At 38.4% G+C, this 12,593-nt stretch carries 12 protein-coding genes; all 12 read right to left on the bottom strand.

The window, feature by feature from the left end:
* Positions 1–23: 23 nt before the first annotated feature.
* Positions 24–1,166 (bottom strand): bifunctional chorismate mutase/prephenate dehydrogenase, encoded by a 1,143-nt coding sequence (gene tyrA / locus B0169_RS12220; RefSeq protein WP_077286263.1) that lies wholly within the window; start codon positions 1,164–1,166, stop codon positions 24–26.
* Between the two features lie 15 nt (positions 1,167–1,181).
* A complete protein-coding gene (locus tag B0169_RS12215; RefSeq protein WP_077286383.1) occupies positions 1,182–2,267 on the bottom strand; it encodes a 3-deoxy-7-phosphoheptulonate synthase in 1,086 nt (361 codons plus the stop codon).
* Positions 2,268–2,604: 337 nt separating this feature from the next.
* On the bottom strand, positions 2,605–4,548 hold the full coding sequence (gene acs, locus B0169_RS12210) for an acetate--CoA ligase (protein ID WP_077286262.1): 1,944 nt from the start codon (positions 4,546–4,548) through the stop codon (positions 2,605–2,607).
* 272 nt (positions 4,549–4,820) lie between these two features.
* Positions 4,821–5,561: a hypothetical protein gene (locus B0169_RS12205; protein WP_143323534.1), complete on the bottom strand. Its 741-nt coding sequence runs from the start codon at positions 5,559–5,561 to the stop codon at positions 4,821–4,823.
* Between the two features lie 275 nt (positions 5,562–5,836).
* Entirely contained in the window at positions 5,837–6,790 is a 954-nt protein-coding gene (locus tag B0169_RS12200) for a hypothetical protein (RefSeq protein WP_077286260.1), read from the bottom strand.
* Between the two features lie 403 nt (positions 6,791–7,193).
* Complete coding sequence (locus B0169_RS12195) at positions 7,194–8,930, bottom strand: serine/threonine protein kinase (protein WP_077286259.1); 1,737 nt, start codon at positions 8,928–8,930, stop codon at positions 7,194–7,196.
* Between the two features lie 381 nt (positions 8,931–9,311).
* Positions 9,312–9,635, bottom strand: coding sequence for a hypothetical protein (locus B0169_RS12190; RefSeq protein WP_077286258.1), 324 nt, complete (start codon positions 9,633–9,635; stop codon positions 9,312–9,314).
* Positions 9,632–10,216 carry an ECF-type sigma factor gene (locus B0169_RS12185; protein WP_158077087.1) on the bottom strand — a complete coding sequence of 195 codons (585 nt, stop codon included), beginning with the start codon at positions 10,214–10,216 and terminating at the stop codon, positions 9,632–9,634. The genes B0169_RS12190 and B0169_RS12185 overlap by 4 nt, the downstream gene beginning before the upstream one ends.
* Before the next feature lie 276 nt (positions 10,217–10,492).
* Positions 10,493–10,846 (bottom strand): 50S ribosomal protein L19, encoded by a 354-nt coding sequence (gene rplS / locus B0169_RS12180; RefSeq protein WP_077286256.1) that lies wholly within the window; start codon positions 10,844–10,846, stop codon positions 10,493–10,495.
* A gap of 12 nt (positions 10,847–10,858) precedes the next feature.
* Entirely contained in the window at positions 10,859–11,659 is an 801-nt protein-coding gene (gene trmD / locus B0169_RS12175; protein WP_268875722.1) for a tRNA (guanosine(37)-N1)-methyltransferase TrmD, read from the bottom strand.
* A 2-nt stretch (positions 11,660–11,661) separates the two neighbouring features.
* Positions 11,662–12,192 (bottom strand): ribosome maturation factor RimM, encoded by a 531-nt coding sequence (gene rimM, locus B0169_RS12170; protein WP_412842134.1) that lies wholly within the window; start codon positions 12,190–12,192, stop codon positions 11,662–11,664.
* Between the two features lie 29 nt (positions 12,193–12,221).
* Positions 12,222–12,470, bottom strand: coding sequence for a 30S ribosomal protein S16 (gene rpsP, locus B0169_RS12165; RefSeq protein WP_077286254.1), 249 nt, complete (start codon positions 12,468–12,470; stop codon positions 12,222–12,224).
* Positions 12,471–12,593 lie beyond the last annotated feature (123 nt).

Below are 12,593 nucleotides of genomic sequence, written 5' to 3'. Positions count from 1 at the left end.
TGTCTGTGTCGTAATATTGATACTTAATATTTCTTCAGTTGATCTGCTTTTACCAACATTGCTTTACTTTCTTGTAAGAAAATATCAGCATAATCACCAAACCAATCAGATACTTGTGAAAACATGGCGGTAAAGGCTTGCTTATCATTTAACTGCACATCTTCCAGTAATTCTAAAAATCGATATGCAAAGCGCTTCATCATAGCAATATTATCTTGGTTGGCAAAAATAATATCTGTGTACAACACCGGATCTTGGGCAAATAACCGTCCAACCATAATCAGCTCTAAGCGATATATAGGCGAACTCATCTCGACTAACTGCGCAATATCTGCGCCTTCGGTCATTAAGTGATAACCATAGGCAATAGTGGAAAAATGTCGCATAACTTGCACCATTGACATTGCTTCATCATGCGCATGAGCTTCAACAGGATAAATTTTAGCCCCCCATACTTGGAACTGCTCAAGTAACCAATGATATTGCTCTGGTAAACGTCCTTCACAAGCAATGATGGTTTGCTTAACCAAACCGGTAACGTCAGGACCAAACATCGGATGCAAACCAATAACAGGCCCACGATGTACTTTCATCATCTCGTATAGCGGAGCTTCTTTAATGCTAGTAACGTCAGCTAAAATACAACTCTCAGGTAAGCTGCTTAGCTTTTTAATTACCATAGTTGTCAGTCGGATCGGCACAGCAACAATCACTAAACTAGCATCAGCTAGTATCTCTGCACTGTTTGGCCAGTCGGCTTGCTCTAGCGTTTGTACCTGATAATGAGAGCGGGTAAACAGATCAACAAAAATGCGTCCTAGCTGCCCTTCACCACCAATAATAACAACTTTATTGCAGTTAGGGTTCACACATCGATAGCCGCTAGCATCTTGACTAATGTAAGAATCTTGCATCAAACGACGTAAAATATCTTCAATTAGTTCTGGTGAAATTCCGGCAGTTATTGCTTGCTGACGACGAGCTTTAAGTAAGCTCGCTTCGCGCTCAGGAGCAAAAATTGGCATCCCAACTTCGCTTTTTAATAAGCCAACTTTTGTCGTTACAGCGCGCCGTTTAGCTAATAACGCAACGAGCTGACCATCTATATCGTCAATCTCATCACGTAGTGCACCTAATTGCTGCTCAAATGTAGCTGTGTTACTCATTGCTAATTTTTAATCCTATTCGTTAACTGTGCTATTAATTCTTTGCTTTAAAGCCACTTCAAGCTTATCACTTGCCGTTAAAATCAGTTGCTCAGTAGTCGCAAAATCAATACAAGCATCAGTAACAGAAACGCCGTATTCAAGTGCTTGAAATGGTAAGTCTGAGCTTTGATTACCTGAATTAATATTACTCTCTAGCATAATACCAATAATAGACTTATTGCCTTCACAAATTTGATTAAAAACATTCTCTGCCACTAACGGCTGACGACGGTAATCCTTATTAGAATTACCATGTGAGCAATCAACAACAATACCTGGCTCTAAGTTTTGCTTAGCTAGCTCTTGCTCACATAATGCCACATTAACCGAATCATAATTAGGTTGCTTACCACCACGTAAAATAACATGGCCATCAGGGTTACCTGAGGTTTTAATTAGCGCCACTTGCCCTAAGCGATTAATTCCCATAAAGCGGTGCGAATGAGCCGCTGATTGTAACGCATTGATTGCTACCCCAAGTCCACCATTAGTGCCATTTTTAAAACCGATTGGCATAGATAAACCACTGGCCATTTCACGATGGGTTTGCGATTCTGTGGTACGAGCGCCAATAGCAGACCAACTAAATAACTCAGCTAAATACTGAGGACTAATAGGATCAAGTGCTTCGGTAGCTAGAGGCAAGCCTAGCTCAGTTAAGTAAATTAACAATTCTCGCGCTTTACGAAGACCGCTTTCAACATCAAATGAACCGTCCATGTGTGGATCATTAATTAGACCTTTCCAACCGACAGTTGTGCGTGGTTTTTCAAAGTAAACCCGCATAACAATATATAAGCTGTCTTGGTATTTATCATGTAACACTTTTAATTTTCGTGCATAAGCTTTTGCCGCTTCAACATCATGTACCGAACATGGGCCAGTAATGACTAACAAGCGATGATCTTGTTTATGGATAATATTCGCAATGATTTGACGTGCATTTTTAACAAACACACGACCAGCTTCTGGCAGTGGTAACTCTTCGCGCAAGGCATTAGGTGTGATTAAAACATCTTCGGCATTAACGTGTATATCGTTTAACCTGCTTTTGGGCATTGGGCTTTGAGCAGCAGTTGAAGTAGATTCTGACATAGGACTTTCCTGAATATATAGAGCAATAAATAGAGTGTTAAGTAAAGCAATTATGGTTAATTTAACAACTAACGATGACGCTAGAGATGTGACTAGCTAAAGTATGGGAGGTAATAATATCGATAATGCAGCTTATACATTGTATCTAAAATCTCAGTGTAAATTAAACTTTACTTTGTTTGTATTGATTATATTACACTATAATTTTCTTAGGTACAGCCCTATTAATCAGTTTTTAACGAAAAAAAGCGCCGATTGGCGCTTTTTATAAATCATACTGAAGAAATTATCTTTTAATCATTTAACTATGAACAATACGATTACTCACTAAATGATCAACAACAGCAGGTTCAGCTAAGGTTGAAGTATCACCTAAGGTATCAAGATCATTTTCTGCAATTTTACGTAAAATACGACGCATAATTTTACCCGAACGCGTTTTTGGCAAACCAGGCGCGTATTGAATATAGTCAGGTTTAGCAAAGCGACCTAGTTCTTTGGCAACAAATTCTGTTAACTCCGCTAGTAAAGCGTCAGACTCTGTCGCATTATTCATCAAAGTTACATAGGCATATACCCCTTGACCTTTGATTTCATGCGGGTAACCAACTACAGCCGCCTCTGCAACGGCAGGATGCAATACCAATGCACTTTCAATTTCTGCAGTACCTAAGCGGTGGCCAGAAACATTTAAGACATCATCAACACGACCGGTGATCCAGTAAAAACCATCTTCATCGCGTTTTGCACCATCACCAGTGAAGTAGTTTCCTGGATATTGGCTCAGGTAAGTTTGGTAGAAGCGATCATGATCACCATAAACACTACGTAATTGACCAGGCCAACTACCTGTCATCATTAGCAAACCTTGGTTCTCACCCTCTAGGGTATTACCGTCTTTATCAAACAATGCTGGCTTAACACCAAAGAAAGGCTTACCTGCAGCACCTGGCTTCATATCAACCGCTCCAGGCAATGAAGTAATTAAAATACCGCCAGTTTCAGTTTGCCACCACGTATCAACAATTGGGCAATTACTTTTACCTACGACCTCATAGTACCAATGCCATGCTTCAGGGTTAATTGGCTCGCCAACTGTCCCCAAAATACGTAACGACGATAAATCAGCTTTTTCAACAAAGCTATCACCCACACTCATTAACGCGCGAATTGCCGTTGGTGCGGTATAGAAAATATTCACTTGGTGTTTATCACATACTTCCCAAAAACGACCTGCATCAGGATACGTTGGTACACCTTCAAAAACTAAGGTGGTTGCACCATTAGCTAATGGACCATAAAAAATATAAGAATGACCAGTAATCCAACCTGCATCTGCTGTACACCAATAAATTTCACCATCTTTATAGTCAAAAACATACTTATGGGTCATCGCTGCATAGAGTAAATAACCACCACAAGTATGTAGAACGCCTTTTGGCGTACCTGTAGAACCTGAGGTATACAGTATAAATAGCGGATCTTCAGCATCCATCACTTCAGGCTCACAAGCCGCAGGAAACTTGGCTACTTCTTGTTGATAATTAACATCAACTTTATCATTCCAAGCAATGTCACCCGCGGTTCTTTCTACGACGATTACCGAGTGAACATTAGGGCAATCAACAATAGCTGCATCAACATTTGATTTAATTGGAATAACACGTCCGCCGCGAAGGCTTTCATCAGAAGTGATCACAACTTGACAGTCAGCATCGATAATTCTTGAACGAATAGCTTCAGTAGAAAAACCACCGAACACTACCGAATGTACCGCACCTATACGGGCACAAGCTAACATGGCATAACCAATTTCAGGGATCATTGGCATGTAAATACAAACACGATCGCCTTTTTTTACCCCACGTGCTTTTAATAAGTTTGCAAAACGACAAACATGATCATGCAACTCTTGATAAGTAATTTTTTTATCTTCACTAGGATTGTCACCTTCCCAGATAATAGCGGTGTCATCAGCTTTACTAACTAAGTGACGATCAATACAGTTATAACTAACATTTAATTTACCACCAGAAAACCATTTAATATCAGCAGCTTTCATGTCAACATCAGTCACACTATCCCACGGCTTGTACCAGTCAAGAAACTCTTCTGCTTGTTGAGCCCAAAAAACTTCAGGTTGATCGATTGACTGTTGGTACATTGCATCATAAGTGGCTGAATCAATATAGGTGTGAGCTTTTGCTTGCTCTAATACGGGATAATGACTTTTAAGTGCTTGCATGCTTAATCCTTCATTTTCTAATATCTAGTGGTTACTGATATGTCGAATTAATGTCTTCATTCAACTATCATTATATTTTAACTTGCCAACATCATAGCCTAAGTTTTCATGTTGTAATACACCACTAAAGTCGAATATTTAGTAATTATTCATCATTATTTACTGTCAAATGATGACATAAGAAGTGGAACTAATGCGGAAGGAAAATTGTAACGCTGTACAAAAATTAGCGGCCAAAAACCTTTGTTTAAGGCGCAATAATCAAGCTAGTGTTACTTTTGATAGCGACGAAAAGCAAATAAAGAAAGCATTAAAGTGAAGATGGCAAGCGTTGTAGGCTCTGTTACTTGAGTGCTTGGCACGCTAATATTCAGTGAGGAAAAATTAACTTCAGGTCTCGCAATACGATAAGTAAAAAATGACTGAATATCTTTACCGGTAGGCACTCGGTGGTAATCACCAAATGCCAAAATCCCAAGATCTTCCGCACCATTATGATAAGCCATATATTGCTCATAGGCACCATTGATATTATCACTGGTAAAGCCTTTAATTCCAAATAGTGCCGAACCTTCACTCATTGATTCACCTAACATCGTCAAAGCGCTAACCAGGTCAATAAAAGCTTTTTCCGGTGGCTTGTAATAAGAATAGCCGGATGCTGAATGATAAGTACCAAAGCTTGAATTATCTTCACTTACCTCATATATACCACTATGGACATTAACTTTTTTGGTTAAATTAAATTGGGTAAATAAATTATCGACCATACGGCTACTCGCGAACATCCAGCCATCATTAGAAGAAGACAGGTAGTCTTGATATTGGTTTAAATTCATTGAACGGGTAAAAGAAAGATCAAGCCATTCATAACCACTTTCATTATCATAAGTTATGCCGCCATCATCTAACTGTAAATAATCTCGCTCTATTAATGAAGCAGATACAGGTAACGAAATTAGACAGGAGATTAACAAAGACTTAATAAAGCGACGACAGTGCATTAATGGCATTCCTCTATATTTGATAAAAGCTCAGTATTTAAATTAAAAAGAAACACTTAGTCCATTAACATTTCAATTACAACTTACACACACCTTGTTACATTTGCAATAGTTATTTTTGCTTTTATCACTACAAATTCCTTATCTTACATTACCTTATAGAAATGCTTATTAGCATTAAAGAATGCCAGCCTGGCACTTGATACAGCCAATAAACTCAGTTTTTTATAGCGAATAGGTCAAGCAGAGCAAAATTTTATTGGCTCTGCTATTGGACGCTGTAATTACCTTAATCGCTCATAGCTATCATTACCTTTATTTAACATTAGCCCCGCTTCATTACGGTACCACTCTTTTAATAGTTTAAATTGTCTACCTGCTTTGATGCTTCGAGCGATTTTAACAATCATCATTGTCGATAACGCAACAACTGAGCTAGTAATGAGTAACTCTTCTCTAAAACCTGCCACACTTAGCACAACCGGAGTCAGCCAAAGTAGGTGCCACTTACCAATGCTACTGCTAATAAAACTATCTTTAAACTCCTCTGACGCCAACGCTTGCCAATTACTTTCAGTACCGCCTTTAGGGTCGTGGTGTGAGACAAAAATCGATGGCTGAATACTTTCTCTCCAACTTTGGCCTATCTGCCAAGCATCTTCTGAACATTGCTCATCAACTAAAGGTTGCTCCGATTTATTTACCCAACCTAACGAGATAACTTGGCCTGAATTTAACTTATCTAAACGACAATCTACTAAGCGGTATGTCGATTTATGATCTTCCATATCAATAACGTCAACATAATCATAATGTGTTGTCGTCGTACTTACGTTGACATCTTTGACATAACTGTTGCCACGATTCGTAAAACCGGTTGTTTTACTTACGTGTGTTTGTGTAGTTTTGTCTTTTTCATGATCATCAATAAAATAATGTTTCCATTGAATTTGCGCATAAACTTTTTTGCCACTTCCTTTGGCATTAAAGAAATTTTCATGAACATTACCAGCAACAATATCTTGCAAACTTTTTAGTAGTTTTTTACGTTTTACTACGATACTCGCTTGGGCCAACATTTCTTTGTGAATTTCTGGATCTATACCCATCGTGTTCGCTGCAGGTTGAAGATCTTGAACTGCTGAATTTGCATGCTTTGATGGTGCGCCACATTTCGGACAAGCTTCAGCTGTAGTGCTGATAGTCATATCACATTCCCAACAATTTATTAAAGCCATTTGACATCCTATTATTTATTAAGTTTTTCTATCTAGATCACACTTTCCAGTAGTTAAAATGCTGAACAGTCAGTTTTTTCAAAAAAATGCTAACATCATTACTACTTAGTGCTGTTACTTCGCACTATTGCATCAGCGCTTACCTGTGTTGTTGAGATAAATTTACCTTGTGACTTAGTGACGTTATAGCTACGCAGTTAATCTTAAAAACCGTAATAAATTTTTATAAATATTTAGAATAAAAAGGAGATAAATTTTAATGACAAATAAATAGCCGACTCGACACTCTTGAAAGTGAGCTATAAAAACAGGTAATAATTTTTATAAGTGCTGATGCGTTATTTAAGCCGGAATGTAAATAGCCGTTAAAATAGCTAACGAGACTGGTGATTTGTTGAAATGATCACGCTGGCGATAATATATCTTCAACTGATAATAGCTGTGTTTTCGTTGTAGTACTAAGACCATGAGAGCTTATTGCTTTTTTCAATCGAACAACAAAGGCTTTTGCCTGATGTCGCTGCTCTGTTTTCACATAAGTTTCAATCAGTAAGAGCGATAGTGGTAATTGCTTTTCAATATCTAACACAAGCAGTTCACTTATAGCGAGTGTTCTCTCAAGTATTACTATCGCTGCTTTATACTGCTGTTGATTTAGATAACTTTCTACAATAGTTTTTACTACTTGTAATTTCTGCCCACTACTGAGTTTACTTGTATTCATGGTATTTTCGTAACCTTGCTCAAGCATAGGGCTAAGGCCATTTGGCTTTGCTTGGCTGGGATAACGACTTTCTTGCTTTAAAATATTCGCTAATTGTTCAGCTACCGCTATAGCATGCATTTTTTCTCGTTCGGCCTGCTGTGTTCTCTGCTCCGCCTCTTGCTGAGCGATCAAGGCTAGATTACGCTCTTGCTCAATACTGTCATTTTGTACGGCAAAAGACAGGCTTGCGACAATCAATATTACATAGATTAGCGCAAGTAATGGTTTTCGAATTAACCATTTTTTAGTTCGCTGCCATAATGAATAGCTGAGTTTAGTGGGGTAATATTTAAGGGTTTTATGAATATCTGATTTAAATGCAGCAACCGTTGAATAACGATTATCAACATCAGCTGACATGGCTTTACTGATTATTTTCGCCATATCACTGACCATCGCCCAATGCTGGCTTAGTGTGAGCTTGACACGGGCTTGGTTGACTATTAGTGGTTTAGCCCGGCCGGCCTGAATATCCTCAACTAACTCATTGATATTCTTTTTTTCCATATCAAATGGCGTTTGATCACTTAACAAAACATAAAGTAACACCGCTAAAGAGTATTGATCAGTGGCTAAAGTTAACGCTTGTCCTGTTAGTTGTTCAGGTGAAGCATATGCAAGACTCAATGCGCGAAGGTAGCGCTTAACATTATCGCCTTCAGCTTCTTGTTCATTTGGCTGTAGCATTTTGGCAATATCAAAATCAAGTATTTTGACTAAACCATCTTTGCTTACCAATACATTAGCCGGTTTAATATCGCTATGCGCAATATTAATTAAATGGCTTTTAGCGATGGCATCACAAACATCTAAAAATAAATGAATGCGTTCAATAAAGTTCAATTGATGCTGTTGGCAATAGGCATCAATGGGCTGTCCTGCCACATACTCCATAATTAAATAATGCAGACCCGTTGGACTAGTACCGGCATCGTAAACTTGAGTGATATTAGGGTGATTTAATCTTGCTAAAATTTGTGCTTGATTATGAGCGATTTTTGAACCAACAACATGCACTATCGAGGGCAATAAAAACTTTATCGCCACTTGCTGCTGCATCATGCCATCATGACGTTCAGCTAAAAATACAATGCCCATGCCCCCTTCACCAATAACTTCTGTGAGGGTATAAACACCAAGTTTGCTGCCAAGTAAATCTTGAAGTTGCTCATCACCCGTAATGTCTTGGGCTTGTTGAGCAATGAGTTCGTGCCATTGCGTTTTATCGTTATGACTAAAGTGGTTATTAAGCAGCGCTTTAAGTTCTTCAGCCTGCACAGGGTCACTAATATGTTGTTTGAGATAACTCGCATGTTGATGTTGAGGCAAATCAATAAGCAAAGAAAAATGCTCGAATAAAGTAGTGACTGCCATTTATTGGCCTGCTTGCATATAACAGCATTTTATAGAAAGGCAGTTAACCAACATTTTATTTTATTATCAATTACTTGTTTATTATTGTTGGTTTTATATAAGAGTTTAACTCGCTTTGCAAGCTAAACAGCCGCATGCTACTAAGATACCTAATCAAGGCTTTGGCTAACAACTATTTACATAGCAGCTATCAATTTTTATTTTATAACACTGGGCAGTATGTTCATGAGTAATAGGTTATTAATTTTTCTGTTTTAGCGTATTGGCCGCTAAACCAGAACTGAAATTTAATAGCGATAAAGAAGCCACTAATTTGGCTGACAACAGGTCAGTTTATAGTAAATAAAATTAGTCGCTTTTTCCGCTAACCCTGCTGCTCGATTATCTGGTCAATTGCTGGTAGGTAATAGAGGACATTGATACTTTTTCCCCTGTGCTGACTTCTATGGCCTGTGCTTTTAAAATGATACCTTCGACTTTTAACATGATAATGGCAATTTTATCTCTGTTCAGCTTTCTAAAGTGTACTTCAATTGATAAATCGTCGCTGATCTTAGCCGTTTTAAAGCGACTGATAAAACCAAAGCCCGTATGCAGCTTTAACGGTGTATTTACTGCATAAAACTCAACACTTTTAGTTAAAGAGTGCCAATAGCAAGTTAAGCTATACCCTTGATACTTGGTCGATAATATAAGGCTTTTCATGATGACAACCTCAATTTAAGCCATGATTTAGCAAAGGCCAAATCTTTTTCTGCGCTTGAGGTACTAATCGCCAAAATATCGGAAATCTCTTTTACGAGTAAACCGCCAAAATATTTTAGCTGCATACTTTGCGCTTGCCTTGGATATTCAGCTTCCATTTGTTGCAGTGCATTGCCTAAATCTAGCATTTTTTGGTCTTGCTCTGAAAACTCAAAACTAGACTCTTCCCCAACATCATCCAAAGTTGTCAATTCTGCTTGGCGTTTCTGGGCAGCATTTTTTCTTGCTTGGTCGACTAAAATATTATGAATAGTACGAGCAACCATAATAAAAAACTCTTTTCGATGACGAAAGTACTCGCCATTACTGTTTTCAAGCTTTATATAAACTTCATGAACAATTGCAGTGGTTGAATTGATATGCTCCTCAATACTACTTTGACCAAACTTATCAGCCACTTTCAATCTTTGCTTTGATGCCAATTTACGCAAGTGATCATAAATAAGCACATATAAGTTTTCTTGTGATTGACTATTGCCTTCTGCCCAATCGACAATAGCTTGGGTAATATTTTGTTGCATCATACTTCCATTAAAAATAGTTAACCAATGGCACTCATTGCTTAGGTACGTTATCGACTCTAGATTAAGCTGTGATAAAGACCGCTTATATTTAAAAATACTAGCATAACTAATAAATTAACAGCTACGTTTTCCAGCCCTAAACCCGTAAGAAAAAAGCCACTATTTCTCAAAAGCTGATAAAAAACAAAAAGCCTGAATAATTGCTTATTCAGGCTTTTTTTATCATCTTTCTTTACTAAGAAATTAGGAGATAAAACTCTAATTAAAGAGGGATTATCTTTTAGCCAATTTCTCTTTGATACGTGCAGATTTACCTGAACGCTCACGAAGGTAGTAAAGCTTAGCTTGACGTACATCACCGCGACGTTTGACTTCAATTGAGTCAACGATTGGGCTATGTGTCTGGAATACACGCTCTACACCAACACCGTTTGAAATTTTACGAACAGTGAATGCAGAATTGATGCCGCGGTTTTTAATTGCGATTACAACACCTTCAAATGCTTGAAGACGTGATTTATCACCTTCTGTAACTTTTACTTGTACAACAACAGTATCGCCTGGGCTATACGCTGGTACATCTTTTTTCATTTGCTCAGCTTCAAGCTGCTTAATAATATTACTCATAATACCTTCTTCCTAGGGTTCACAGTCATCAACAATACTTTTGTTATCAGCCTTAATGGCTACTAACATTTTTTCTTGTTCCGCTGTCAGAGCTAGGTTAGTTAATAGTTCTGGTCTTCTGGTCAATGTTCTTTCTAATGACTGATATTGGCGCCATTGCCTAATATGCTCGTGATTACCACTCAATAACACTTTTGGAACTGACTTAGTTTCGTTTGACGAAACATCCATCACTTCTGGCCGGGTATAATGTGGACAGTCTAACAAACCGTCAGAAAATGAATCCTGCTCAGCTGATTGTTGATGTCCTAATACACCAGGCACAAATCGTGCTACGGCATCAATTACATTCATAGCTGGTAGTTCCCCACCACTTAAAACATAATCTCCGACCGACCATTCTTCATCTATTTCAGATTCAATAAGTCGTTCATCTATGCCTTCATAACGTCCTGCTATAAATATCAGTCGGTCATGTTGTGCTAATTCACGTACACCGGCTTGGTCCAATTTTCGCCCTTGCGGTGACAAATATATGACCTTAGCTTTTTTACCATCAACTTCAGCTACAGCACGTGCAGCAATAATGGCATCTCGCAATGGTTGAACCATCATCAACATCCCTGGACCACCGCCATATGGGCGATCATCTACGGTGCGATGCTTATCATGGGTAAAATCTCTAGGATTCCACTTATGAAAATCAATTAAACCTTTACGAATAGCTCGGCCAGTCACCCCATACTCGGTAATTGCATCAAACATTTCAGGAAAAAGGCTGATCACCCCAATCCATAATTTGCAGTTACTCAAGTTTAGAAACCTGGATCCCAGTCAACACAAATTTGTTTATTTTCAGTACTCACCGAAAGTATAACTTGGTCCATTAAGTAAGGGATTAACCTTTCTTTTTTCCCAAAGCCATCTTTCAAGTTAGCTTTAACAACCAGTACATCGTTCGCGCCAGTTTCCATTATGTCGGAAACCTGACCTAGGTCGTAACCTTTGTCAGTAACTACAGTCATGCCGATTAGATCACGCCAATAAAACTCACCTTCTGGTAAATCTGATAACGCGTCTTCGCTGACAAATATTTCTGATCCAACAAGCTTTTGGGCTATGTCACGGTCATCAATACCTGCAACTTTAACAACAATGCCATTGTTATGTTTGCGCCAATCGGTAATTTCTACTGATTGAATCTTATTTCCTAATTTTAAAGACCAAGGAAAATAGTCTAGTATGGCTTCTTGGTCATCTGTGAATGAATGAATCTTCAACCAACCTTTGATACCGTAGACAGCGCCTACTTTACCTAAAGTGACATCTTTACCTATTACTTCCACAACAAACTCCTAAAACCTACCAAAGTTAATTAAGCTGCTTTTTGAGCATCTTTAACTAATTTGGCCACACGATCAGATACAGTTGCACCTTGACCAACCCAATGGTTGACACGGTCTAGGTCTAAACGTAATTTTTCCGCTTGACCTTGCGCTGTAGGGTTGAAAAAACCAACTTTCTCGATGAAACGACCATCGCGAGAGTTACGGCTATCTGCAACAACAACCTGATAGAATGGACGCTTCTTTGCGCCGCCACGAGCTAAACGAATGGTAACCATATCGTCCTCTATATAATTTAAGTGTTAAAACGAATTTTCCAGACATTTCTATCAACTTAGTGACAGAAAAGCTCGCGTATTTTACGCTTTTCTGCTGACAAAGCAACCCAAAGCTAAATTTTA

It is taken from the genome of Cognaticolwellia aestuarii (genome assembly GCF_002000025.1).
GTDB classification, from domain to species: domain Bacteria; phylum Pseudomonadota; class Gammaproteobacteria; order Enterobacterales; family Alteromonadaceae; genus Cognaticolwellia; species Cognaticolwellia aestuarii.
The sequence above is the reverse complement of the archived record's forward strand: the minus strand, read 5'-3'. Positions and strand labels throughout refer to the sequence as shown.

Bases quoted from the DNA above. Each gene is read 5' to 3' on its own strand.
- tyrA (WP_077286263.1), bottom strand. From the start codon at position 1,166: ATGAGTAACACAGCTACATTTGAGCAGCAATTAGGTGCACTACGTGAT.
- B0169_RS12215 (WP_077286383.1), bottom strand. From the start codon at position 2,267: ATGCCCAAAAGCAGGTTAAACGATATACACGTTAATGCCGAAGATGTT.
- acs (WP_077286262.1), bottom strand. From the start codon at position 4,548: ATGCAAGCACTTAAAAGTCATTATCCCGTATTAGAGCAAGCAAAAGCT.
- B0169_RS12205 (WP_143323534.1), bottom strand. From the start codon at position 5,561: ATGCCATTAATGCACTGTCGTCGCTTTATTAAGTCTTTGTTAATCTCC.
- B0169_RS12200 (WP_077286260.1), bottom strand. From the start codon at position 6,790: ATGGCTTTAATAAATTGTTGGGAATGTGATATGACTATCAGCACTACA.
- B0169_RS12195 (WP_077286259.1), bottom strand. From the start codon at position 8,930: ATGGCAGTCACTACTTTATTCGAGCATTTTTCTTTGCTTATTGATTTG.
- B0169_RS12190 (WP_077286258.1), bottom strand. From the start codon at position 9,635: ATGAAAAGCCTTATATTATCGACCAAGTATCAAGGGTATAGCTTAACT.
- B0169_RS12185 (WP_158077087.1), bottom strand. From the start codon at position 10,216: ATGCAACAAAATATTACCCAAGCTATTGTCGATTGGGCAGAAGGCAAT.
- rplS (WP_077286256.1), bottom strand. From the start codon at position 10,846: ATGAGTAATATTATTAAGCAGCTTGAAGCTGAGCAAATGAAAAAAGAT.
- rpsP (WP_077286254.1), bottom strand. From the start codon at position 12,470: ATGGTTACCATTCGTTTAGCTCGTGGCGGCGCAAAGAAGCGTCCATTC.